Source organism: Hyalangium sp., assembly GCF_045802625.1.
Classification (GTDB): Bacteria; Myxococcota; Myxococcia; order Myxococcales; family Myxococcaceae; genus Hyalangium.
The window spans coordinates 1-24248 of record NZ_JBJMQP010000078.1 but is presented as its reverse complement, the minus strand read 5'-3'; the positions used below and the strand labels follow the sequence as shown (position 1 = coordinate 24248).

General features: G+C 68.9%; 22 protein-coding genes. 6 read left to right on the top strand and 16 right to left on the bottom strand.

The annotated features are described in order from the left end of the window. Positions 1-47: 47 nt before the first annotated feature. Complete coding sequence (locus tag ACJ8AT_RS15185) at positions 48-725, bottom strand: hemerythrin domain-containing protein (RefSeq protein ID WP_407738441.1); 678 nt, start codon at positions 723-725, stop codon at positions 48-50. A gap of 201 nt (positions 726-926) precedes the next feature. Between ACJ8AT_RS15185 and solA the strand changes: the two genes are divergently transcribed. After that, on the top strand, positions 927-2051 hold the full coding sequence (solA, locus tag ACJ8AT_RS15180) for an N-methyl-L-tryptophan oxidase (RefSeq protein WP_407738440.1): 1125 nt from the start codon (positions 927-929) through the stop codon (positions 2049-2051). Between the two features lie 3 nt (positions 2052-2054). On the opposite strand, the gene ACJ8AT_RS15175 is transcribed toward solA, so the two are convergent. After that, on the bottom strand, positions 2055-3146 hold the full coding sequence (locus tag ACJ8AT_RS15175; RefSeq protein WP_407738439.1) for a DUF2891 domain-containing protein: 1092 nt from the start codon (positions 3144-3146) through the stop codon (positions 2055-2057). Between the two features lie 106 nt (positions 3147-3252). Between ACJ8AT_RS15175 and ACJ8AT_RS15170 the strand changes: the two genes are divergently transcribed. Next, entirely contained in the window at positions 3253-3804 is a 552-nt protein-coding gene (locus ACJ8AT_RS15170; protein ID WP_407738438.1) for a hypothetical protein, read from the top strand. Here the strand turns inward: ACJ8AT_RS15170 and ACJ8AT_RS15165 are convergent. From ACJ8AT_RS15165 to ACJ8AT_RS15130, 8 genes are all read right to left on the bottom strand, one after another. Beyond that, the gene (locus ACJ8AT_RS15165) at positions 3801-4598 is read right to left on the bottom strand and encodes an MOSC domain-containing protein (protein WP_407738437.1); all 798 of its coding nucleotides are present in this window, start codon (positions 4596-4598) and stop codon (positions 3801-3803) included. The genes ACJ8AT_RS15170 and ACJ8AT_RS15165 overlap by 4 nt on opposite strands. A 29-nt stretch (positions 4599-4627) precedes the next feature. Beyond that, positions 4628-5944, bottom strand: coding sequence for an ATP-binding protein (locus ACJ8AT_RS15160; RefSeq protein WP_407738436.1), 1317 nt, complete (start codon positions 5942-5944; stop codon positions 4628-4630). Next, positions 5941-7863, bottom strand: a complete 1923-nt coding sequence (locus ACJ8AT_RS15155) for a two-component system sensor histidine kinase NtrB (RefSeq protein ID WP_407738435.1) — start codon at positions 7861-7863, stop codon at positions 5941-5943. Before ACJ8AT_RS15155 ends, ACJ8AT_RS15160 begins: the two co-directional genes overlap by 4 nt. A gap of 99 nt (positions 7864-7962) precedes the next feature. Continuing rightward, positions 7963-9195, bottom strand: coding sequence for an ABC transporter permease (locus ACJ8AT_RS15150; protein WP_407738434.1), 1233 nt, complete (start codon positions 9193-9195; stop codon positions 7963-7965). After that, the gene (locus tag ACJ8AT_RS15145; protein ID WP_407738433.1) at positions 9192-9935 is read right to left on the bottom strand and encodes an ABC transporter ATP-binding protein; all 744 of its coding nucleotides are present in this window, start codon (positions 9933-9935) and stop codon (positions 9192-9194) included. Before ACJ8AT_RS15145 ends, ACJ8AT_RS15150 begins: the two co-directional genes overlap by 4 nt. A gap of 21 nt (positions 9936-9956) precedes the next feature. Then, positions 9957-11345: an efflux RND transporter periplasmic adaptor subunit gene (locus ACJ8AT_RS15140; RefSeq protein ID WP_407738432.1), complete on the bottom strand. Its 1389-nt coding sequence runs from the start codon at positions 11343-11345 to the stop codon at positions 9957-9959. Positions 11346-11392: 47 nt separating this feature from the next. Then, positions 11393-12829 carry a sensor histidine kinase gene (locus ACJ8AT_RS15135; RefSeq protein WP_407738431.1) on the bottom strand — a complete coding sequence of 479 codons (1437 nt, stop codon included), beginning with the start codon at positions 12827-12829 and terminating at the stop codon, positions 11393-11395. Next, a complete protein-coding gene (locus ACJ8AT_RS15130) occupies positions 12826-13554 on the bottom strand; it encodes a response regulator transcription factor (RefSeq protein ID WP_407738430.1) in 729 nt (242 codons plus the stop codon). The genes ACJ8AT_RS15135 and ACJ8AT_RS15130 overlap by 4 nt, the downstream gene beginning before the upstream one ends. Positions 13555-13967: 413 nt before the next feature. Between ACJ8AT_RS15130 and ACJ8AT_RS15125 the strand changes: the two genes are divergently transcribed. Beyond that, complete coding sequence (locus ACJ8AT_RS15125) at positions 13968-14519, top strand: hypothetical protein (protein WP_407738429.1); 552 nt, start codon at positions 13968-13970, stop codon at positions 14517-14519. 40 nt (positions 14520-14559) lie between these two features. Here ACJ8AT_RS15125 and ACJ8AT_RS15120 read toward each other — a convergent pair whose 3' ends face one another. Continuing rightward, on the bottom strand, positions 14560-15348 hold the full coding sequence (locus tag ACJ8AT_RS15120; protein WP_407738428.1) for a glutathione S-transferase family protein: 789 nt from the start codon (positions 15346-15348) through the stop codon (positions 14560-14562). A gap of 34 nt (positions 15349-15382) precedes the next feature. After that, positions 15383-16360 carry a hypothetical protein gene (locus ACJ8AT_RS15115; protein ID WP_407738427.1) on the bottom strand — a complete coding sequence of 326 codons (978 nt, stop codon included), beginning with the start codon at positions 16358-16360 and terminating at the stop codon, positions 15383-15385. A gap of 284 nt (positions 16361-16644) precedes the next feature. On the opposite strand from ACJ8AT_RS15115, the gene ACJ8AT_RS15110 reads away from it, so the two are divergent. Next, positions 16645-17682 (top strand): metallophosphoesterase, encoded by a 1038-nt coding sequence (locus ACJ8AT_RS15110; protein WP_407738456.1) that lies wholly within the window; start codon positions 16645-16647, stop codon positions 17680-17682. 34 nt (positions 17683-17716) lie between these two features. Here ACJ8AT_RS15110 and ACJ8AT_RS15105 read toward each other — a convergent pair whose 3' ends face one another. Both ACJ8AT_RS15105 and ACJ8AT_RS15100 read right to left on the bottom strand, forming a co-directional pair. Beyond that, complete coding sequence (locus ACJ8AT_RS15105; RefSeq protein ID WP_407738426.1) at positions 17717-18331, bottom strand: glutathione S-transferase family protein; 615 nt, start codon at positions 18329-18331, stop codon at positions 17717-17719. Between the two features lie 96 nt (positions 18332-18427). Continuing rightward, positions 18428-19915 carry a cyclic nucleotide-binding domain-containing protein gene (locus tag ACJ8AT_RS15100; protein WP_407738425.1) on the bottom strand — a complete coding sequence of 496 codons (1488 nt, stop codon included), beginning with the start codon at positions 19913-19915 and terminating at the stop codon, positions 18428-18430. An 82-nt stretch (positions 19916-19997) separates the two neighbouring features. Here ACJ8AT_RS15100 and holB point away from each other — a divergent pair, with 82 nt between their 5' ends. After that, complete coding sequence (holB, locus tag ACJ8AT_RS15095; protein WP_407738424.1) at positions 19998-21029, top strand: DNA polymerase III subunit delta'; 1032 nt, start codon at positions 19998-20000, stop codon at positions 21027-21029. Positions 21030-21058: 29 nt separating this feature from the next. Here the strand turns inward: holB and ACJ8AT_RS15090 are convergent, their stop codons facing one another. After that, a complete protein-coding gene (locus ACJ8AT_RS15090) occupies positions 21059-21520 on the bottom strand; it encodes an MAPEG family protein (RefSeq protein ID WP_407738423.1) in 462 nt (153 codons plus the stop codon). A gap of 185 nt (positions 21521-21705) precedes the next feature. Between ACJ8AT_RS15090 and holA the strand changes: the two genes are divergently transcribed. Continuing rightward, positions 21706-23028, top strand: a complete 1323-nt coding sequence (gene holA / locus ACJ8AT_RS15085) for a DNA polymerase III subunit delta (protein ID WP_407738422.1) — start codon at positions 21706-21708, stop codon at positions 23026-23028. 19 nt (positions 23029-23047) lie between these two features. Here the strand turns inward: holA and ACJ8AT_RS15080 are convergent. Then, on the bottom strand, positions 23048-24248 hold a 1201-nt coding region (locus ACJ8AT_RS15080), incomplete at its 5' end, for a hypothetical protein (protein ID WP_407738421.1).

Here is a 24248-nt window from a genome sequence, read left to right as displayed (position 1 = left end):
CTGGAAGCCCCTGGCTCCCGCGCGGTGAAGCAAGCCTGTGAGGGCGCTCACATCACATAGTGAGGCTCGGCTCCGGGGGTGGGAGTCATCCCGTTGCCCTGAGGCCTCTGCGCCGCGCGCTTACCGCCGCGGCGCTTGCCCGAGGACTTGGCGCGCCGGGACGTGAAGCCCTCCACCTTGTGGCGAGCGGACTGGACGGCGTCCTTGCCCATGTCGAGCACCGCGGACACGGCGCCAGCGACCAGATTGCTGGGCGGTGTATCCGGGGCGCGCGGGTGCGGCCGGGTGGGGGCGGTGCGCTTGGCCAGCGTCAGCATCTCGGCCATCTCCCTGAGCTCGGCTGGGGTGAAGGCCTTGCGCACCTGGGGGAACAGCTCCTTTTCCTCCTCGGCGACGTGGGTGCGGACGTTTTCAATCAGCACCTTGACCTTGGCCTCGAAGCGCTCGGCGTCGGGGGCGAGGCCCTCCAGCTCATTGAGCAGCCACTTGACGACGTGGTGCTCCTCGAGCGCCTCGAGTATGGGGTCCACCAGCTTTTCGGCCTTGGCGCGCACGGCGGGATAGAAGACCTGCTCTTCGATGGCGGCGTGGATGGCGAGCTCGCGCACCATCCGGTTGACGAGGGAGCGCTTGAGCTTCTTCGCGTTACGGCCGGCCAGTTCGAACCTGCGGAACAGGGCCTCCACGGTCTTGTGATCTGCCTTCAAGAGCGCAATGGCATCCATTGAACGCCTCTCCTCTCCTCGTAGGGGGGCGCGCCAGCTTGGCGAAGCCCGTCACGTCAGGGAGGGTGGTAACGGCACGCACTTGATGCCCGCGCTGAGGCACACTCCGCCCACGTCAGCCCGAGGGGCAGGCAGGCGAGCTGCTCTGAGATGGGCGGCAGCTCGACAGAGTCATGTCTGGATCTGGTTTCGAGGTGGAGCATGGCACGCATTGCCGTACTGGGAGCGGGAGGCGTGGGCAGCGCGACGGCGCGGTTCCTCGCGCGTGAGCGCCACGATGTCACGGTGATCGAGCAGTTCGAGCCGGATCACGATCGCGGCAGCTCGTACGGCACGTCGCGGATCATCCGGAAGACGTACACGGATGGTTTCTACACGGCGCTGATGACCCAGGCCTATCCCCTCTGGGACGAGCTGGAGCGCGAGGCCGGTGAGGCTCTCTTCGCGAGGACCGGAGGGCTTTTCTTCGGCCCCACCGAGCACCCGGAGCTGGCCGCCATCCGGCGCGCGCTGGAGGACAACGGTGTGCCGTTTGAAGAGCTGGATCCCACCGCCTGCGCGCGGAGGTTCCCGCAGCTCCGGCTCCTCCCTGGCGAGTCAGGCCTCTTCGAGCGGGAGGCTGGCTTCCTCCGAGCCTCCGCGTGCGTCCGCGCCAATCTGCGTCTGGCCACCACTCACGGCGCCCGCCTGCGCACGCGGGCCACGGTGCAGGCCATCGAGCCGCGCCCGGGAGGCATCACCCTCGTCCTGGCCGGAGAAGAGTCCCTCGAGTTCGATCGGGTGGTCGTCGCGGCGGGCCCGTGGACAGGGCGCCTGCTGTCACGCTTCGTCTCGCTCCCGTTCACGGTGACGCGGCAGACCTACTGCCACTTCGAGCCCGAGCTCCCAGCCACGGAGTTCGGCGTGGACCGCTTCCCCGTGTGGATCGACTTCGCGACGAACTTCTACGGCTTCCCGAATGACGGCCGGCTGTCCGGGGTGAAGGTGGCGTGGCACGAAACGGGAACCCCCACGGATCCGGAGCAGGTGGACCGGGAGCTCCACGACTTCGACCGCGAGCCGCTGCGCCGCTATTGCGCCGAGCACCTGCCCGGGCTCTCACCGTGCGTCGCCTTCGAGAAGGTCTGTCTCTACACGATGACGCCGGATCATGACTTCGTGGTGGATCACCTGCCCGGCGAGCCGCGAGTCACCCTGGTGGGCGGCCTGAGCGGGCACGGGTTCAAGTTCACCGTGTTGCTCGGCCGCATCGCCGCCTGGATGGCGACGGGCCAGCCCGTTCCGTGGAACCTCTCCCGGTTCGCGCTGGCCCGGCTGGCGCGGTAGCGCTCACGGCTTGCGCGGCAGGCCTCGCCCGGTGACCAGGTACACGGCGAAGCTGCCGAGCCAGTGGCCTCCCTCGTAGTGCGCGCCCGTGACGGAGCGCAGCCCCGCCTCGCGGTGCTTCTTCGCCGCGGCCTTGAGCGAGCCGGCTCGCTTCTCGGTGGAGGGCAGGGCGGCGGCGATCCCCTCCAGCATCCACGCCCGGCTCAGGTTCAGCCCGTCCAGGTGCGCCAGCTTCGGATCGCCTGGATCCGACACCACCGCCGGCTCCAGCCACGCGGCGGAGCCATCCAAGGGCAGGTCCGGCATGAAGTGGTGCAGCCACGTGGCGAAGCGCGCCGGAGGGAGCACTCGCCGCATCAGGTCCGCCTCGGCGATGCAGGGCGAGAGGAAGTCATGCCCGGACGGCTCGTACGCCAGCGGGCAGCGCTGATCCTTCCCGTAGAAGGTCTCCACCCGCTCCGTGAGCAGCTTCTCCATCGCCTCGTCTCCCGCCTGCCGCGCCCAGTCCAGGATGAGGCCGAAGGCGAACGCCGTCTGATCATGCTCGCCCACGCGGATGGGGCGCGTGAGCTTGGGCACCCACTCGCGGATCCGCTGGGCCGCCACCTGCTCGAGCGGCCTGAGCGTGGCGGCCCACTCGCGGGCCTGCGGATCATCCCACTCGCGCAGCTCGGCCGAGAGCTGGAGCAGCCAGGCCAGCCCATAGGGGCGCTCGAAGGAGACACGCCCCGGCCCGCTCAGGTAGGCGGCCTCGGCGGTGATGTTCGCGGGCGTCAGGCTCTGGGCCAGCGCCGCGCGGGCGCGCGGGGTGAAGGGCGCCTCCGGGAACGTCCTCGCCAGCCGAGCCAGCAGCCAGTGCCCATGGACGGCCGAGTGCCAGTCGTAGCAGCCATAGAAGGCGGGGGTGAGCTCGCGGGGAGGTTTCGCGTCCGCGTCGCCGTTCATCACATGGGCGATCTTGTTCGGGTACTCCTGGTGCACGCACGAGAGCGCCAGCTCCGCGAAGCGGGTGGCGGCCTCGGCGTTGAAGTCCGAGGGCGGCGGGACGGTGGAGGTGATCATGGCGGTCAAGCCCACCAGCAGCGGCAGGTTCATGGGAAGAGCGTAGCGGCTCCCGATACCTCATGTGCATTTGCCGGCACAAAGAGGCACAATGCGGATTCCTGGTAACTCCAGGTGCGGCCTGGCCGTGGAGGGCCCGATGGAAGTAAAAGGCGTCGCTTTCCTGGCGCGGCAGATGATGGTGGTGCAGGAGCACGGTGAGCCGGCCTGGCGCACCTTCATCTCCCAGTTCTCGGAGAAGGACCCGCGCTTCGCGCAGACGGTGATGCCGGTGACGCGCCTGCCGGTGGACTCCTTCGTGCGCTTCAACGAGGCGCTGGTGCAGCACTTCTACGGCGGAGACCCCAGGGCCTGGTGGCAGTTCGGCATCAAGTCCGCCGAGTACGCGCTGAGCCGAGGCCAGCTCAAGACGATGTTCGCCACGGGGGATCTCCGGCGCTTCCTGCTGTTCACCCCGGGCATCTGGAAGAGCTACTTCACCGCGGGCGAGCTGCTGGTGCGCCCCGAGCCGGAGTACACGGAGCTGCGCATCGCCGGTGTGCCCCGGCCGCACCTCTACTTCGAGCTGTCGGTGATGGGCTTCGCGTCGGGAGGGCTCCAGATGCTGGGGGCCAGCAACCCCCGGCACGAGGTCATCAAGGGCTTCTCCCGAGGCCACCCCGAGGTCATCTACCGCTTCTACGTCAGCTAGAGCAGCTCGACGGGATCTCCTACCTGGAGCGTGCCCGGGCGCCGCACCAGGGCGTTCTGGCCGAACACGACCTTGCCGTCCCGGCGGCGGAAGCTGGCGAGCGTGCTCAGTGGCTCGCCATCCGACGCCTTCACGCCCGTGAGCGGATCCACCGTGGTGAAGACGCAGCGGGAACAGGGCTTGACGAGCTCGAGCTCGACACCGCCCACGCGCAGGCGCCTCCACGAGTCCTCGGCGAAGGGCTCGCAGCCCTCCAGGACGAGGTTGGGGCGGAAGTGCTCCAGGGTGATGGGCCGAGGCAGGCGCCGGTTCAGCTCCTCCAGCGAGGCCCGGGACAGCAGCAGCAGCGGGAAGGCATCCGTGAAGCCCACGCGATCTTCGGGCCCCCCGTAGTTGGGATTCACGCGCCGCTCCAGCCGGGCATCCACGTACACCAGGGCCACGGGCTCGCCCAGGAACTGAGAGAACCAGCGGTCCGCGGCCTCGCCCACGCGCGCCGCCGAGCAGCGATCGTCCCAGATGGCGACCTCCAGGCGCGGCGCATCCGCGGGGGGCGCGGGCACCTGAAGCTCGGGCAGCCCCGGGGCGGACAGGCGCAGGCCGCCCTCGGTGGGCAGGGCCTTCACTCGCACGAGGGAAGGGGACTCGCGCCCGGTGATGAAGGAGCCATCGGGCCGCACCAGCATCCAGCGGCGATCATGCTCCAGCCCCAGGGGCCCCACCGCAGCCCGAGTCAGCGGCAGCCCCTGCGTGGACTTGATCGGATGGATGAAGATCTGGGTCAGGGTGGGCATGAGGCTCGGAGCGGAAGGTGCGTCAGGCCTCAGGAGGCCCGCGGCAGTCTGATGCGGAAGGTGGTGCCCTTGCCGGGAGTGCTGTCCACGGAGATCTCGCCACCGAACCCGGTGATGATGCCGTGGCAGATGGACAGCCCCAGCCCCGAGCCGCCCGGCTTCGTCGTGTAGAAGGGCTCGAAGATGTGGCCGAGGTGCTCGGCGTCGATCCCGCTGCCGTTGTCCTGGATCTCCACCAGCGCGTCGGTGCCCTGCGTCCGGGTGGCGATGCGGATACGGGGCTCGGGGTGGTTCTCCGGCATGGCCTGAGCGGCGTTGGTGATCAGGTTGAGGAACACCTGCGTCAGGCCCTCCTCGCGGGCCATGACGGGAGGCGCCTCCTGGAACTCCACCACCCGCTGCACGCGAGAGCCCGGAGGCAGCTCGGCCCGGGCGAGCGCCTGCTCCACCACCTTGCGCACGTCCACCGTCATGATCGGCTGGGGACCCACGCGGGCAAACAGCTTCACGTCCTGGACGATCCGCTTGAGCCGGTCCGTTCCCAGGATCGCATCCCGGCAGGCCTCCAGCAGCTCCGCCGGATCCTCCAGGGGCTGGCCCGCGGTCCGCTTCTCCAGCGCCAGGCGCAGGTGGTTGAGGTTGGTGCTCACGAAGCCCAGCGGGCTGCTGATCTCGTTGGCCATGCCCGAGGCCAGCCGCCCCATGGCCTCCAGCCGTTGGGACTGTGCCAGCCGTGCCTCCAGCCGGGCACGATCCTCCATCTCCTGGCGCAGCCGCGCGTTGGTGGCCTGCAGCTCCTGGGTCCGCGCGGCGACGGCCTGCGCCAGCTCCTCCTCGCGGCGGCGGCTCTGCCGGGACAGATCCCACTTCTGGGCCAGCGCGTGCGCCATCTGGCGCACCTCGATGTTGTCGAAGGGCTTGCGGAGGATCAGCAGGCGCTGGTTGACGCCCAGCCGCTGCGCCACCTCCTCCCACGAGTAGTCCGCGTAGGCGGAGCACAGCACCACCTGCAGATCCTCGTCTGCCTGCCAGAGCTGCGCGGTGGTCTCCACGCCGTCAATGCCAGGGGGCATGCGGATGTCCACGAAGGCCAGGGCATACGGCTGGCCCTCGCGAGCGGCCTGCCGGACGCGCTCGACGCCCTCCGCGCCCTGCGACGCCGAGTCCACGTCGAAGCTGTACGTGGCGCCGCCGCGGGCCTGCGGAGCCCCGAAGAGGGCGGTCTCCAGCGCATCCAGCGAGGTGGTGGCCGCCGTGGTCGAGAGGATCTTCTGGAAGTCCTGATGGATGGAGGGGTTGTCGTCGATGATGAGGATGCGGCGACGGGGCGAGGCGGGCATGCTCATGCGCGGGCCTGCTCGGGGGTGAGAGGGAGATCGATGATGAAGGTGGCGCCCTGGCCGGGGCCGGCGCTCGTGCACGTGAGGCTCCCCTTCATCTCAGTGGCGGCCAGCGCGCTGGCATGCAGCCCGAACCCATGCCCGCTCTTCTTCGTCGTGAAGCCTTGGTTGAAGATGCGCGGAAGGTTCTCCGGGGAGATCCCAGGGCCGTTGTCGGACACCTCGATTCTCACCTGCTCCTCGGGCAGGAGCGCGACGCGCAGGGTGAGCCGCTTGTCCGGGCGCTGGCTGTCGAGCAGCGCGTGGCGCGCGTTGCTCAGGAGGTTGACCAGGATCTGCAGCAGCTTGTGCCGGTCCACCAGCAGCGGCGGCAGGGAGGAGGAGTACTCCCGGCGGACCTGGATCCCCAGCTGCTCGAAAGAGGTGGCGTGCAGGCGCAGCGCGTCATCCAGCAGCTCGGGCAGCGTCACCTGCTCCACCATGCCCACGAAGCGGGCGTGCTCCTGCTGCATGCGCACCACGGACTTGATGTGGTCGACATTCTTCGTCAGCGCTTTGAGCTCCGCCAACATCGTTGCCTGCTCCTCCGCGAGCTGCCGTGAGACGGCCAGGAGGTACTCTGGCAGCACGCGCCCCCTCTCGTCACGTGTGAGAAACGTGTCCAGCTCCGGGGCCTTGTCCCGCAGCAGCTCGGTGGCGCGGAGCAGCCCTGGCACCCGCGAGCCGTGCAGCCGCTCCACGACGAGCGTGGCCGAGACATTGACGCTGTTGAGGGTGTTGCCCACGTTATGGAGCACCCCGGTGGCGATCTCCGCCATGCCCGCCTTGCGCGAGGTCTCCAGCAGGTTGCGGTGCAGCTCGCTCAGGCGGGCCTCGGCCTGCCGGCGGGCGGTCACGTCCCGCCCGTAGATCGTCACCCCGGCGATCTGGCCCTGCTCGTCGGTGATGGGATTCAAGGAGAACTCGAACGCGGTGCTCGAGTCTCCCTGCGGATAGACGGCCTCGATGCGCACCCGCTCGCCCTGGAGGGCCCGGGCAAACTGCTGCGTGAACTCGGGGTGCCGCTCCAAGAAGCTGGGGACGGCGAGCGGCTCGCCCAGCCGCGGGGCCTGCCCGAAGATGAGGGAGAACCACCGGCGGTGGGCCGAGTTGCTCGTCAGCAGGCGCCCCTGCGGGTCGATGGAGCAGACGATGTCGTCGGTGCTCTCCAGCACGCTGGACAGCTTGTGCTCTCCGTCGCGCAGCTCCTTCAGCGTCTGCTCGAGCGCCCGCTGGGCCTTATCCCGCGCCCGGCTGTGCGTGAAGCTGAGCGCCCAGACGCCGATGATGCACAGGGCCGCGAAGAGGTTGCCGGTGATCGCCTGGCCACCGCTGACGGTGGAGCTCCACAGATCGAACTTCGCCATGACGAGCGGCTGGAGCACCAGGGCGTACAGCCCCATGATGATCGAGAAGATCAGGCCTCCGCGCGAGCCCAGCAGGAAGAACGCCAGCAGGGGGATGAGGGTCGCCGCCACGTGCGTGGCGGCCATGGGGTTGCCCATGTACAGGCCCGCGGAGATATAGGCGCTCGTCAGCATCGAGCACAGCAGCAGGCTGGGGTACAGCGGAGAGGAGCTCGTGCGCACCAGCACCAGGGTCATCCCATAGGCGACGATGCAGACGGAGGCCAGGGTGCGCTGGAACCCGGTCCCTGGCACCGACAGCATGGAGGCCAGATAGAGCACGCTCATCGGCAGCTGAGTGAGCGCGGCGATCGTCACGATCCGGTAACGGCTGAGCTCATCCGGACGGGAGGAGCGCTGATCCTGTCTCAGAAAGAGGTTCAGCAGCCTCTGGCCCCAGGCAAACCGGCGGCCGCGCAGGGGTGTTCCATACGGAGCAGGAGCCCCGACCCCCGTCATTCCTGAAGAGCTTGCGTGCATGTCTGGAGACCTCCCCCCATTTGGCTCCAGAATGCCTAAAGCGCCGCCCAAGCGCGAGGGGAGGGCTCTCCCCGGCGATGTGCCTTTGTAAACAACTCGCTACTCGTACCTCAGCGCGTCAATGGGATCGAGCTGGCTGGCCTTGCGAGCGGGGTAGAGGCCGAAGCCCACACCCACCAGGGCGCTGAAGCCGAGCGCCAGGATGATGACGTCCGGGCGGACCAGCAGGGGCCACTGGAACTGCGACGCGAGCAGCCGGGCCACGCTCACGCCGAGCCCCGCGCCAATGGCTCCGCCGAGCATCGACAGGGTCAGCGCCTCGACGAGGAACTGGGCCAGGATGTCCCGAGGCCGGGCGCCCACCGCCACGCGCACGCCGATCTCCCGGGTGCGCTCGGTGACGCTGACCAGCATGATGTTCATGATGCCGATGCCGCCCACCAGCAGGGACACGGCGGCGATGGAGGCCAGCAGCAGGCTCAACGTCTGGGTGCTCTGCTGTTGCCCGGCGGCCAGCTCGGAGAGATCCCGGATGTCGAAGTCATTGGGCGCGCCCTCGGCGAGCCGGTGACGCTCGCGCAGCAGCTGGGTGATGTCCTCCTGGGCCCTGGCGGTGCCAGCGGAGGCCTCCGCCTGCACGTAGATGATGCCGGAGATGAACGCGCCCAGGCTCTGGGACTGCACCTGGCGGCGGAAGGTGTTGGCGGGGATGAAGACGGTGTCATCGAAGTCCTGGCCCACGGGGGACTGGCCCTTCTTCCCGGCGACGCCAATCACCGTGAAGGGCGTCTTCTTGATCCGGATCACCTGGCCCACCGGATCGGCCCCCGGGCCGAAGAGCTTCTCCGCCACGGTGTTGCCGAGCACGGCCACCTTGGAGCCCACCTCGGCATCCGTGGAGGTGAAGCGCGAGCCGAGGGCCACCGGCCAGGAGCGCACGTCGAAGAAGTCCGGCGTGGTGCCCACCACGCTCGTGGTCCAGTTCTGATCCTCGGACACCACGGAGGTGGAGGAGCGCAGCTCGGGAGCGGCGGCGTGCACGCTGGGGACCTGGGTGCGGATGGCATCCAGATCCTCCCAGGTGACGGTGGGCGCGCTGCCGAAGCCGCCTCGCGCGCCGCCCGAGGTGGAGGAGCCGGGCAGGATGATGAGCAGGTTGGTGCCCATGGAGGTGAACACCTGCTGCACGTTGGCGCGTGCGCCGTCGCCAATGGCCACCATGGCGATGACGGCGCCCACGCCGATGATGACGCCCAGCGCGGTGAGCACCGAGCGCGTCTTGCTGCGCACCAGCGAGCGGATGGCCAGCCGGAGGGTCTCCAGGACGTTCATGGCGCGGCCTCCTCCAGCTCGGGGAGCACGGCGGGCTGAGCCACCTGCCGCTGATCGGAGCGGATGCGGCCGTCTCGCACGACCACCAGCCGCTCGGTGTAGCTGGCCACGTCCATCTCGTGGGTGACGATGATGATGGTGAGGCCCTCGCGGCGCAGCTCCTGGAACAGGGACATCACCTCCACGGTGGTGCGCGAGTCCAGGTTGCCGGTGGGCTCGTCGGCCAGAAGGATCGGAGGCCGGTTCACCAGCGCGCGAGCGATGGCCACGCGCTGCTGCTGTCCACCAGAGAGCTGGCGGGGGTGGTGATCCAGGCGTGCGCCCAGTCCCACGCGCTCGAGCGCCTCCCGCGCCCGCCTGCGCCGCTCGCGAGCCGAGACACCCCCGTAGAGCAGGGGCAGCTCCACGTTCTCCTGCGCCGAGGTGCGTGACAGCAGGTTGAAGCTCTGGAAGACGAAGCCGAGGGTGCGGTTGCGGATGCCCGCGAGGGCGCTCTTGTCCAGCCGCGACACGTCCACGCCTTGGAGCAGGTACTGCCCGGTGGTGGGGCGGTCCAGGCAGCCGAGGATGTTCATCAAGGTCGACTTGCCCGAACCGCTGGCGCCCATGATGGAGACGAAGTCCCCCGCCTCCACGGAGAAGTCCACCTGGCGCAGCGCGGCGACCTCCACGTCTCCCGTTCGATAAATCTTGCTCACGCCGCGCAGCTCGACGAGCGCCGGCTTGCCATTGCCATCCATGTCTCTCTCCTCACGCCCTGGCTAGAACGGGCCTCGACGCAACCCCATGCCTCCGCCGGGCCGCTGCCCCGCGCCTCCAGGCTGCGAGCCCTGCGGGCTCTGCGCGCCTCCGGCCTGGGCGGTGATGATGGGATCTCCCTCGTGCAATTCACCCGCCTGCACCTCTGTCACGGCGCCATCCGACAGCCCCGTCTTCACGGGCACGGGAGCGGGGTGGCCCTCCCGCAGCACGAAGATCATTCGAGTCGCATCTGGCCGTCCGCCCGGCGTCCTGGCGCCAGCGGCCCCTGCTCCCCCTGCGCCCCCTGCGCCCCCCGCGCCCCCTGTCGCCCCCGCACCGGGCGTCCGTCCACCCGATTGAGCCACCGGGGTCGCGGGCCGGAAGCGCAGCGCCGCGTTGGGCACGGCGAGCACGTCGGACTTCTGGTCCGTGACGATGGTGACGTTGGCCGTCATGCCGGGCTTGAGCTTGAGGTCCGGGTTCTGCACGTCGATGACGGCGTCGTAGGTGACGACGTTCTGCACCGTCTGGGCGGCGTTGCGGATCTGCCGGATGACGCCCTCGAAGCGCTCGCCCGGGAAGGCGTCCACCGTGAAGGTGGCGTGCTGGCCCGGCTGCAACCGCCCCACGTCCGCCTCGCCGACGCTGGTGTCCACCTGCATCTTCCGTAGGTCCTCGGCGATGGTGAACAGCGTGGGCGCCTGGAGCGAGGCCGCCACCGTCTGCCCCACGTCCACGCTGCGGGAGATCACGATGCCGTCCGTGGGAGAGATGATGGTGGTGTACTTGAGGTTGACCTGGGCCTCATTGAGCGACGCCTGGGCCTGGGCCAGGGCGGCTTCGGACGAGGACACATCCGTCTGGGCGGCCTCGGCGGTGGCGTCGGCGGTGTCCTGCTCGGCCTGGGAGATGAGGCGCTTGTCGAGCAGTTCCTTGGAGCGCTCCTGCTGGCGATGGGCGTTCTGGAACCCGACGCGCGCCTTCTGCAGGTTGGCCTTCGCGGCGAGCACGTTGGCGCGGGCTCGCTCCAGGGCCGCCTCGTAGAGCTGGGGATCAATCCGGGCGATCACCTGCCCCTTCTTCACGGGCGAGTTGTAGTCGACGTTGATCTCCTGGACGCGGCCGGACACCTGGCTGCCCACCTGCACGGTCACCAGGGCGGACAGCGTGCCGGTGGCCGTCACGCGAGACTGGATGTCCCGGCGCTCCACGGGCGTCGTCTCGAAGGCGAGGGTCTCGGCAGGCTTGCGCTGGGACCACCAGACTCCCGCGGCGGCCACCACGGCCAGGGCCAGCAGCCACCACCCCCAACGTCGGAGCAGGGAGCTGCGCTGCTCCGCTTCGGCGGGCAGGGGATTGGGTACGGCAGGGGCTTCATCTCTTCGCGGCAGTTCGGTTACGGACCTCATGCCTCAAAGGTGTAGGTACCTGCTCGTTTCGGTGAATCTCCGCGGGATTACGAAAGATGACGGGCGCCCTCTTTGGGGCTGTCCGGCTGCTGGGGGGCGGAGCCCTGGAGCCCCGATGCGGCAGGCAAGCTGATGCGAGCGGTGGTGCCCACGCCCGGCTGGCTCTCCAGCGTGATGGTGCCTCCGTGTGCGGCGATGATGCGGCGGGCCAGGGCGAGCCCCAGCCCCACGCCCCCCGTGGTCCGGGCGCGGCTGCGATCGCTGCGGAAGAACGGAGTGAAGAGGTGGGGCAGATCGCTGGCATCGACGCCGATGCCCTCGTCAGCCACCTCGATCGAGAGCCCTGACTCCGAGGCTCGCGCACGGAGCCGGACGGTGGTGCCGCTCTCGGAGTACTTGCCCGCATTGTCCAGCAGGTTGTCGAGCGCGCGGCGCAGGAGCATCGGGTCCGCATCCAACGTGGGCAGCGGCTCCTCGGCGCTCACCTCCAGGTGGTGCCCGGGGCGGGTGGTCCGGAAGCGCGCGGCGGCCTTGTCCAGCAGATCGTGCGTCTCCACGCGCTCGCGGCGCAGGGGAGGGGTGGCGCCGGGTATGTCTCCCGTGGCGAGATCCAGCTTCGCCGCGGTGAGCACGTCCGACACCAGCCGCTCCAGCTCGGACAGATCCGTGGTGATGTCCGCGAGTGACTCACGCGCCAGCTCCGCGTCTCCCTCGGAGGCCAGGTCCAGCGCCACGCGGATGCGCGCCAGGGGCGTGCGCAGCTCGTGCGAGATGTTGGCGATCAGCTCCTTCTGCGAGCGGAGCAGGTGGGTGATGCGCTCGGCCATCTCGTCGAAGGCCACGGCCACTTGTCCCAGCTCGTCACGCCGGCGCAGGCCCGTGCGGACATCCAGCATTCCCTTGCCGAAGGAGCGCGCCACCTCGGCCAGCCGCTGGAGGGGCACGGCCAGGGTTCGCGCGAAGGCGACGGAGGTGATGGCCGTGCACCCGAGCACCAGCCCGATGATCACCGTGAAGTTGAGCGGAGGCGGGTGGGGAGGCGGCTTCTGGACGATCACGGCGTAAGCCACCGGAGGTCCATCCTTCGGGAGTGTGGCGATCACGCGGTGATGCTCCCGCTCCCGGTCGTTGATGAAGTGCTGGAGGGAGAGCTGCTCGAGGGTGGCGGACGAGAGGGGCTCGAACGGAGGAGAGATGTTGGAGGCCAGGAGCTGTCCGTCCATCGAGCGGATCGTCACATGCTGCCCAAGGTATTGCTCTGCCCGGTCCAGGGCGGACTGTAGCGCCTCGGGCTGCGTCACGAGCGGGGACCACTCGAGGACGAAGTAGGACATGAACTGCTCCGGGCCTCTTCTCTGATTCGGCTCGGAGACGAGATCCCGCGTGGTGATGACCACGGTGACGATGAGGACGAACTGGGCGATGCCGACCAGGTAGATCCGCAGGAGCAGGGAGCTGGGCAGGCGGAAGCGCCGCGGGCTCATGACTCGTCACCCCGGGTGAGCATGTAGCCCGCGCCGCGTACCGTCTTGAGGAGCTTGGGGGTGCGCGGATCCTCCTCGATCTTCTGGCGGATGCGGAAGATGTGCACGTCGATGGAGCGATCAAACACCTCATCCGCGCTGCCCTTGACCAGGTCCAGGATCTGCTCGCGGCTGAGCACGCGGCCAGCGCGCTCGGCCAGCACGCGCAGCAGCCCGAACTCGTAGGACGTCAGCGGGAGGGACCGTCCATCCAGCGTGGCGGTGAGGCTGCGGGGATCGAGCTGCAGCCGGCCTGCCTGGATGGGCTGGGTGGTGGGGCCCGCGTGGCCACGGACGCGGCGGACCAGGGCGCGGATGCGCGCGAGCAGCTCGCGAGAGGAGTACGGCTTGGGGATGTAGTCGTCCGCTCCCGTCTCCAGGCCGAGCACCCGATCAATTTCCTCGCCGCGGGCGGTGACCATGATGATGGGGACATCGCTGCGCGTGCGCAGCTCCCTGCACACCTCCAGTCCGTCGCGGCCGGGGAGCATCAAATCCAGCAGGACGACGTCATAGGCATGGCGACTGGCCTCGGCCAGCCCTTCGGGTCCGGTGCGGGCCACCGTGACGATGATCCCATGCTCCTGGAGGTAGCGAGCGGTGAGGCGGGCCAGACGTTCATCATCCTCGACCAGCAGCGCCTGGATGGTCCCTTCCTCGGCTGTCGGGCGCGTCATCTGCTCCATATACGTCGCTCCATTTCCTCTTCGGCGCTCGCGGGCCTCCGAGGAAGCGGAAGGTGCGCGACCCGGAGTCCCTTGAGGGATTTTAGGGGTTCTGGTCGGCCCCCGCATGGAGAGAGAGATCACTCCGGGTCGCGCAGCATCACATTGACGCTCGCTCATGTCCGGAATGCTTCCGGACGATGACGAAATATTTCAGGCGTCGGAAATGGAAACCAGCAAGCGGGTCATCGTGTCTTCATCGCCCCGAAGCAAGCCTGAACTCTTCACGCTTTGGCTCTCGAGGATCATCCATGACGCTTCGACTCGCGGGACTCGTACTTCCTCTCGCCCTGGTGGCCTGTTCTCACTCCACCCCCTCTGAATCCTCCCCTGGCGCGGAGGCGATGGCCCCGCCTCGGGAGTTTCCATCGTCCGTGGCCTTGCTGCTCCAGCACCGTGAGGAGCTGGCGCTGACCGATGAGCAGGGGAAACAGCTCGACGAGCTCGAGGCAGGCCTCCAGGAGAAGAACACCCCGCTGCGCAAGAAGCTGGAGGAGCTGCGTCCTGCCGGGGGACAGCGCGGCGGTCATGGAGGCAGTCATGGGGGAGGAGGTGACGAGGGCGGAGGAGGCGGCATGGGCGGTGGAATGGGCGGCGGCATGGGTGGCCCCATGGGAGGCGGCATGGGAGGAATGGGAGGAATGGGCGGGGGTCGCCGGGGTGGAATGGGCGGCGGTCACATGGGCGGTGGAGGCGGCCGAGGCGGCCACGGTGGCTCCGACAGCGGCGGCGCGCACGAGCGCTTCGCGCAGCTGAGGGCCACGATTGAAGAGATGGAGGCGAACGACAACGCCGCCTACGAGGCGGCGGAGAAGGTGCTGACGGAGCAGCAGAAGCCTCGCGCTCGCGAGCTCGTCTCCCAGCAGCGAGAGGAGCAGCTCAAGCAGCGCGAGGCCATGCGCGAGCGGATGCGCGACCAGGGCTGAGCCTCGGCGAGGGGAGCCGCGGCGCTCCCTGTGCGGAGGCTCATGCGGCTTGTAGCTGTGGCTGGGCCCGGTGCCGGTGCTGCTGATACACGCGCAGCAGCCACTGACCGGCGGGCCGGGCCCGCAGCTCTTCCGCCAGCTGGGCCATTGCCTTGGGCGGAGGCATGTCCGCTCGGGACGGGTACGGAGAGCCTTCTGGCCGCGCGATGGGGCTGAGCAGCGAGGCCGCGGTGATGTCCGCCACCGTCAGCGACGAGCCCACCAGGTAGCGCGAGGGATCGTTCTGGAGCTCGCGCTCGAGCCGGTCCAGCCCCGCGAGCATCTTCAGCCGGGACTCCTCCACCTGCGGGGCATAGATGCGGTACTGGCGCCGAAGGGCGGTCTTGATCAGCGGCGCGATCAGCCTCCCGAGCCAGCGCTGGGGCGCGGGGTACTCCCTGAACATGAGGGCTCCGAGGTTCGCCCCGCCCTGGATGATGTGGCCATAGGCCCAGCGGCGCACGTGGACGCCGACCTCGTCGAAGTAGTCCTCGAGCTCCAGTGCCCGGTCACGCTCCGGGCCCGGTGGAGGCAGCAGTGGAGTCGAGGGGTAGGTGCGCTCCAGGTGCAGGGCGATCTCGGTGGAGTCGCCCAGCGTCACGTCTCCGTCCACCAGGACCGGCACGCTGCCACGGCCCGTCGCCACCAGGCGCTTCGTCACTCGGCGGTGCGCTCCAGGCATCAGGTTCTGGAGGGTGTACGGCAGGCCCTTGGCGTCGAGCAGCCAGCGGGCCTTCTCGCAGTAGTGCGAGACGGGGAATTGGTAGAGCGTGCGTTCCGTGGTGGGCATGAGCCCCAGCATCCCACGATTCCAGGCTGCGGCCTCACCGCTGATAGTCGGCGCAGCGGCCGCAGTCCGCCTCGCAGCCGGTCCCCGGGCTGGAGCTGCACGTCTCGCTGACCTGACAGACGTGATCTCCGCACGTGTAGATCTCGCTCGGGCGGACGCGGGTCGTCAGCGGCTTGTAGGTGACGCCGTGCCACGTGCACGCCACGTAGAAGCCCCCGGGGACGATGGGCTGGCAGAGCTGCGCGCAGGACCCGGCGTAGGTGAGGGGAGGGCACTGGCTGGTGACGGTGGGATCCTCACTCGACAACACACAGGCCCGCGACGAGCTCTTGTTGTCGGGCAGGGGAGGCCCCTCCGCGCCGTAGAAGACACCCTCGCCATTGAAGAGGTTTCCGAAGAAGCACCCCTCCTTGTAGGAGTACGTATCCAGCTCATCCCAGGTGAAGGGGATGAGCTGCCCCGTCGAGTCCTTGCCGAGCACGGAGAGGGTCACCGTCACACCGAACTTGTTGACGTGGGCGGCCAGGCACGCCGAGACCAGCTGTTGCTCCGCGAGGTTCGCCGGCTGTCCGCTGGCCCAGCCCGGAGCTAGGCCCAGCTCACCCTGCCAGGAGTAGGTGATCTGCGTCTTGGGGTTCTTGTAGGTGCGAACCTGGTTCGCTGGCACGGCGCAGCGAACGATGTATCGCATCACCGTGTCGTTCAGGGTGGGGTTCTGATTGAACCAGGTGTTGAAGCTGGCCGCGGACAAGCCATTGGCGGACAAGCCGTTGGCGGACAGGCCGTTGGCGGAGAGCCCGTTGGCGGACAGGCCGTTGGCGGACAGGCCATTGTCAGATTCGAGATCCTGACTCTCGGAGAAGCCGGACGTAGGTTCCTCGCTGGGCTCTATCTGATTGCATGCCAGAGGGCCTGCGAGCCCGAGCGCCAGCCAGAGCAGCGCTACGCGGGGTGAAGGAATCCGGCGGGTCACTCGACGGCAGAGGGCTTCGTCAATTGGCAGCAGCTTCATTGCGGAACCCCTTTGGTAGAGTTTCCTGAAGAGTGCTGCTTACCGATCAATTCAGGAAAGCCGCCAAGGGGGCATTCGATGGGTTGTGAATGAAGAGGACGTGAACTACCGGACGGCGCAGGGCGGGGATGTCCACTGCTGGAAGCAAGCTCATTTTCAGGGCTCCCTCGCTGGTGAAGCATTTATCGAGCGTCAAGAATTTTCCCTGTCACGAAGCGAATGATGTGCTCGGTCGTGGGATCGCTGTCGCTGCCGATCCGTTGGACCAGCTCGAAAAGGTGACCATGCGCTCCTCGCCGCCCGTCTCCGCTTCCGCCCGGCTCGCCGCTGGGGTGATCCTGCTCGCCCCCCTGCTCTGGGCGGCTGCTCCCGAGTCTCCCCCTCGCCTGGAGGACGCGGTGCCAGACACCTTCGAGGGGGTGGCACGGGTGGTCGCGGTGGGAGACGTGCACGGGGACGTGGACGCGCTGACGCAGGTGCTGCGCCTGGCGGGGCTCATCGACGAGAAGGGGCACTGGAGCGGCGGCAAGGCGCACCTGGTGCAGACGGGGGACATCGCGGATCGGGCTCCTCGGACACGAGACTGCTACGAGCTGCTCATGCGGCTGGAGCGTGAGGCGCTCGCCGCGGGTGGACGCGTCCACGTGCTCCTGGGCAACCACGAGGTGATGAACATGCTCGGGGACCTGCGCTACGTCACGCCCGAGGAGCTCGCCTCGTACGCGGATCAGAGCCCGGTGGCGGATGCGCCTGGAGCGCCGCGAGGGCTCGCGGGCCACAACGCCGCCTTTGGCCCCGAGGGCCGTTATGGCCGCTGGCTGCGGAGCCGTCCCGCGGTGCTGCGCATCGACGGGACGCTCTTCATGCACGGGGGGCTCCAGCCCGGGGTGCCGGCGCGGACGCTCGCGGAGCTCAACCGCTGGGTGCGCCAGGATCTCTTCCCGGGTCATCCTCCGGGCGGCGGCACCGACTCGCAGGGGCCCTTGTGGTTCCGAGGCTACGCGAACGATCCCGAGCCTCAGTGGAGCGCGGGGCTGGACGAGGTGCTGCTGCGCTTTGGCGCCAGGCGCATGGTGATGGGGCATACCACGACGAAGGACGGGCGCATTGGCGTGCGGTTCGGCGGGCGGACGCTGTTTATCGACACCGGCCTGAGCACGGGCTTCGGGCGGCACCTCGCGGCCCTGGAGATCCGAGGCGATCGGCTCACGGCGATCTACCCGGAGGGCCGTGTGGAGCTGCTGGCCCCGGCCGTGAAGGCCCCTGCCCCGAGGCCCTCGGAGGCGAAGGGCTCGGAGAAGAAGGCCGCCCAGGGGCGCTGAGCTCCCAGGCGGCCGAAGGACAGCGAGCGCTGCGTTACATCGGAGGCAGGGACTTGCGGACGCTCTCGCGAGCCTCCATGCGGCCCTGCCAGGCCTTCACGTTCGGGAAGGCGTCCAGGTTGAAGCCCATGGGGGTGCGCTGGAGCAGGGCGGAGGAGAGGGAGAAGTCCGCGACGGTGAGCTTGCCGCAGAGGTACTCCTTGCCCGCGAGGGACTTCTCGAGCACGCCGAGATCCCGGCGGACCTTCTCCAGGCCGGCGGCGTACTTCTGCTCGTCCTTCGGGCGGTTGGTGAACCGCGTGTAGACGGTCTCCATCATGACCTCCGTGGTGGAGGGGTTGAGGGTCGTCGCATACCACTGGAGCCACTGGTGCATCTGCCCCATGCCGCGCGGATCGGTGAGCAGCAGCCCAGCCTCGGGCTTCTTGGCGGCCAGGTAACAGATGATGGCGTTGGACTCCCAGAGATGAAATCCGTCGTCCTCGAGGACGGGGATCTTGCCGTTGGGGTTCATCGCGAGGAACGCGGGCAACTTCTGCTCGCCCTTGGTCAGGGAGACGTCGACCATCTCGCAGGGCAGGCCGAGCTCAAAGACGACCGCACGGGCCTTGAAGGAAGCAGAGGAGAAAGGGCTTTGATAGAGCTTCAATGAAGATCTCCAGAGAGGAATGCCAGGAGCGGCACTCCGCGGGCGGTACATTCCCGAATCTTGGAGCCAGCCGCAACCGTGGCCTCCCCCCCTGGCTCAGTCCTGGGCGGCCAGGCTGAAGATCTGCCGCAGCCGGCCGAGGATGCGGTTGGCCTCGGGTGCTGGATCCGAACCGCCGCCGCTGGACTCCGCCACCGCGCGCAGTTGAGTACGCCGCTGGGCCAGCAGCGCCGAGAGCTGCCGCGCCAGCCCCGGGTGCGTCACGAACATGCGCGCGAACGCCGGCCGGTCCAGCTCCAGCAGCACCGAGTCCTGCACCGCCACCACCGTGGCCGCGCGGGGCTCGCCCGTGAGCAGCGACATCTCGCCGAAGTAGCTGCCTCGGCTCAGCCGCGTCACTTCGTGCCCCTTGTCCGTGCGCACGGACACTTCGCCCGAGACCAGCAGGTAGAAGGTGTGCCCCTCCTCGCCCTCTTCGATCACCCGCTCGCCCTTGCCGAAGCGCCGCGCCACCAGGTCCCGGCGCAGCCGATCCAGCTCCTCCGGCATCAGCAGCGTGAACAGGTCCACCGCCCGCAGCAGCTCCATCACCGTCTCGGAGGAGAACTCGGCCTTGGTTGCGGTCTCGTTGCGCAGGTGCACCACGTTCTGCGGGAAGGGGATCTCGATGTTCTCGCGCTTCAGCCGGTACCAGAGCCGCGTGTACAGGTCCTCCATGGTGCTGTCGGCTTGGGCGAAGTCCGCCACCCAGAGCCGCAGCTGGTAGCGGATGGAGGACGCGTCATACGCCCACGTCCGGCACTGCGGCTTCGGGTCCTGGAGCAGGGTGGGGACCTCCGCCATCACCTCCAGCACCGCCGCCTTCACCTGGTTGGGCGGCGCGTCGTACGAGAGCCCCAGCTCGAGATCGATCGCGATCGGCTCGAAGCCATAGGAGAAGTTCTTCACGATCTCCTTGGCCACCATGCTGTTGGGCAGGGTGATGCTCTCGCGCTTCGTGGTGAGGATGCGCGTGGCCCTCCAGCCGATCTGCACCACGCGCCCGGTGTGCTCCTTGATGCGGATCCAGTCACCCACCTGGTACGGCCGCTCGAGCTGCAGCGACAGGCCCGCGAACAGGTTGCCCAGCGTCTCCTGGAGCGCCAGACCGATGACCACCGACAGCACCGCGGAGGTCGCCAGCAGGCCCCTCAGGTCCAGGTTGAGCTGCGTCTGGAGGATGGGCAGCGCCGACAGCCCGTACAGCACGAAGCCGATGACGTCCCGGAGGATCTTCGGTGTCGCCGCGGGCGAGCGCATGCGCACCGCCTTGAGCGCCAGCGCCACGCACGCGCGGATGACTCCGAACGTGAACGTGAGCATCCACCCCACGCGCGCCCAGCGCACGAGCGAGCTGGCTGGATCCTCTTTCTCCAGCGCCCACGCCACCACGCGGAGGATGAGGAAGGCGCTCAGGAAGCGGAACGCGCCGCGCAGGTCTCGCCGGAACTCCTTATCCGAGCTGGCGGAGCGTGCCCCGAAGAGCACGATCAGCAGCAAGGCGCCGACGACCAGGGAGAGATTGCTCTGCAGGAAAGGAAGCAAGGCATGGAAACTCTGACCGAGCCGCTCCACGAGGGTCAAGCTGGCGGTTGACGCCTGGAGCGCGAGCGGACATACACGCACCATGACGCTGGCCTCGGTGGTCGGACAGCCCCGCGCGATTGATGCACTCCAGGCGGCCCTTCGCAGCGGCACCCTGCATCACGCCTACTTGTTCGCTGGGCCAGAGGGCGTGGGCAAGGAGCTCGCCGCGGTGGGGCTCGCTCAGGCGCTCACCTGCCCGGAGCAGCCCGAGGTGGGGTGCGGCAAGTGCGCGAGCTGCCTTCGGGTGGCGAAGGGGCTCCACCCGGACGTGACGTGGGTGATGCCGGAGGAGGAGCGCGTGGCGCGCGGCTTGGCGGGGCGCTCGGACTTCACGGGCACGCCCAGCCGCGACATCCGTGTGGAGCAGATCCGCGGCCTGCAGGAGCGCCTGTCGCTGCACGGCCTGGAGTCTCGCCGCAAGGTGGCGCTCATCACCTCCGCGCACCGGATGAACGAGGCGGCGCAGAACGCCTTCCTCAAGACGCTGGAGGAGCCGCCGGCGGACACCACGCTCATCCTCATCGCCGCCGCGATGGACAAGCTGCTGCCCACCATCCGCAGCCGCTGCAGCAAGGTGCACTTCGCCCCGCTGCCGGTGGATCTCGTCGCCCAGCGCGTGCAGCAGGAGCGCAAGCTGGATCCGCAGACGGCCGCGCTCGCCGCGGTCATGGCCGGCGGCAGCCTGGGGCGGGCGCTGAGCCTCGATGTGGACGGGCTGGCCCAGCGCAAGGAGATCATCACCCGGTTCGAGGCGCTCCGGCCGGACGATGCCTTGCCAGTGCTGCGCTTCGCGGAGGAGTACGGGGGCTCTCGGGAGGACGCCGAGCAAGCGCTCGCCCTCCTGTCTCTCTGGACGCGGGACGTGGCGCTGCTGAAGGCGGGCGGTGAGGGGCTGGCGAACCTGGATCTGAAGCAACTGGCGAGCGAGACGGCGGCCCGCGCCTCCGAGGCGGAGCTGCACCGCCGCGGCTACCTGATCGAGCGCGCGCTGGGTGGCATCGCGCGCAACGGCTCGCCCCGGCTCCAACTGGAGCGGATGTTGCTCGAGCTGCTGATGCGGGAGGTCCGGTAGGCGCTCGGAGTGGGCCGGGCGCCCCCGGCTCAGCTGAAGACGCGGATGAGGATCATCACCCCCAACGCCGTGTTGCAGGTCGTCCCGATCGCGAAGCTCAGGGTGCGCCACGGCTGGAGCGACCTCAGGTACACGACCGTGTGCAGCAGCCGCGCGACCGTGAAGACGATGAAGCAGATCTGCATGCCGAGCAGCGGCGCGCCGATCAGCACGGCGACGAGGCCGAGCGTGAAGAACAGCGGGATGCTCTCCAGATCGTTGCGGTGGGCGCGCAGATAGCGCGACACGTCGGGGTGCTCGGCGTTGGCCGTGTCGAGGCCTCTGGCGTCCTCCGGGTTCAAGAACACCTTGAGCCTGGCGCGCGTGAAGGCCGTCATGCCCCCGAGCACGTACATCTTGATGGCGAGCACGAAGATACAGATGGCAAAGAGCCGGAAGCCGGGCAGATCCCGCAGGAGGTCCGGCAACGTCTTCGACAACAGGTCATTCATTCTGGAGGTCCCCTCTCCGCCCCAATGTAGACGCGTGGGTGAACTCTTGGCGAACCTAATCGAAGCCGTGGTTGACGCTCGCGGCTCGACCGGAGATACACGCCCGGGTGCGCCTCGGCTGGCTGCCGGGGAGCGCGGCTCCTGGAAATGTGGCGGCAGCCCGAGCTGCGGATGAGGGAGGTCTGGTGAGCGCGGAGATGGATGACGTGCTGGCGGAGGTGAAGGCGGGGAAGGTGGCGCCGCTGTACCTGCTCTGGGGCGAGGAGTATCTGGTGCGCAAGGGCGCGGACGAGCTGGTGAAGGCGCTCGTGCCGGATGCGTCCATGGGGCTGAACTTCGCGGTGCTGGACGCGGCCTCCCCGCGCGAGGTGGCGCAGGAGCTGGCCACCATGCCGCTGTTCCCAGGCCGCAAGGTGGTGCTGGTGCGCGACCCCGAGTTCCTCGCGCCCAAGAAGGGGCGAGGCGACGCGCTCGGCAAGGCGCGCGAGGCGTGGAAGGCGGGCAAGCGCAAGGAGGGCGCACGCCGGTTGCTGGCGCTGGCGGCGCGGGCGGGCTGGGGCGTGGATCAGCTCGATCTGACGGCTCCGGGCGCGCCCTCGGTGGACGAGTGGAAGTCGGAGCTGGACGTGGATCTGGCCGAGGTGGATCTCGCCTTCCTCAAGGAGGCCGCCGCGTTCTGCCGGGACGAGCGGATTACCGCGCCCGAGGGTGACGCCTCGGCGCTGCTGGAGCTGTTGCAGAAGGGGCTGCCCAAGGGGCACGCGCTGGTGCTGGCCGCCACGGACGTGGACGCCAAGAGCCCGCTGCTCAAGTTCGCCAAGGACGAGGGCCACCTCGTCGAGCGCAAGGTGGCCGCGCGGCACAAGGATCTGGATCTCTCGGAGATCGCCCACGAGTTCCTGGCGCCCTTCAAGAAGAAGCTGGGCAAGGGGGCGCTGGAGCAGCTCAAGGAGCGGGTGGGCGGCAACATCCGCTTGCTCCAGTCGGAGCTGGAGAAGCTGGCCGTCTACGCCGGAGACAACCCCACCATCGATGTGGCGGACGTGGCGCTGCTGGTGCACCACGCGCGCGAGGAGGAGTACTTCGAGCTGTCCGAGTCGCTCCAGAAGCGCGATCTGAAGGGCGCGCTGGGCTACGCGGAGGACGCGATGGGGCAGGGCACGCACGCGCTGCAGCTGCTGGGCGCGGTGGCCTCCATCGTGCGCGGGCTGCTGGAGAACCACGAGCGGATGGGCCAGTACGCCAAGGGCTCGCCGCCGCGCGGGTTCGATGACTTCAAGTCGCGCATCTTCCCGAAGATCGAGCAGGAGATGAAGGCGGCCAAGGGCCGTGTGCCGCACCCCTACGCCGCGTTCCTGAGCATGCAGGCCGCGGCGCGCTACGAGCGCCGGGAGCTGCTGCGCGCGCTGGTCCACTGCGCGGAGGCGGACCTGGAGCTGAAGTCCTCCGCCAGCGGGAAGCTCGTCATCGAGCGCCTGCTCTGGAGCCTCTGCGCCCGGCCCGCCTGAGCCCCGGGGCGGAGGGACGTCACCCCACCTCTTCCTCTCCCTCGGGGAGGGCGGCTCCTCCCGCGGCAAGCCACTCCAAGGCCTGGAAGCGTACGTGCGCCAGCGAGAGCAGGAGGGCCAGTGTGTTCTCGTCCAGCTCGTGCAGGCGCTTGCCCTGGAAGCCGAGCCCCTCGCCGGGCTTGCCGGGCAGCAGCCCTTGTTGCTGCAGCTCGGTGACGACGTGGCGGGACCAGTGGCGCAGGCCCTCCACCGTGGCCTGGGCCTTCCCCTGCTTCGAGGAGACGCCCCTGCGATCGAAGCCCACCTCCTCGGCGGACTCGAGCAGCATCGGCAGATCCGGATCTCCCTCGGCCAGCGTCGGATCCGCCGCGATCCCCCGGGCCAGTGACTCGTACCGGGCGCACTCGACGATCAGCTGCCAGAGGTCGCGCTGCGCCTGCACCTCATCGAGAGGGCGCCGGTCGGCGGACTCCAGGAAGGGCTGGGGATCCTTCAGCAACGGCAACGGCTCCAGCAGCGGCGCGGTCTCCACGCGGGCCTCGAAGGGCGGTGGCTTCTGCTGCTTCAACGCCCAGAGGAGCCACTGCAGCTCCTCGGCGAGCCACGCCACCGACTGCCGATGGTCCGGGAGCCAGGTCCCCGGCTCGGCTTCGAGCAGCTCGATGTCCGCGACGCCCAGGGTGCTGAAGAGCCCTTCTTCATCCATCCACCGTTGCAGCCGGAGGATCTCCTCCTTGGCGGCCGGATCCTTCACCTTCCCGAGCCGCTCCTCCAGCAAGAGCCGCCGCAGCAGCCCCCCGAGCACGAGCGCTCGCTGGGCCACGGCCTCCGCATCAGGAGGCACCTGCTCCGTCCAGGACGCTTCATCGTCCTCGGGGAGGGCCACCTCCTGCGTATCGCCGTCCACGCTGTCCTCTCCCTCCGGAAACTCGTGCTCGCGGGTGGCGGGCTCGGTGGGCAGCCCCTCGAAGTGATGGCCGTAGGGGGTGGCGCGCAGGGTTTCGCAGATCGCCAGGAGATCCGGCTCCATGCCCTCGGCGGCCTTGGCCATCTGGACGACGGCGCGCAGCAAGGCCTCCCGGTCCTGGCCCTTCAGCTCCGCCAGCGTGGGCAGCGCGGCCTTGGGAAACAGGGACGCGACATTCGTGAAGAACGGCCCACGCTCTGCCGGCTCCCGCTCGGACAAGAGCTGCGCCAGCTCCCGGCCCAGCTTGTCCGGG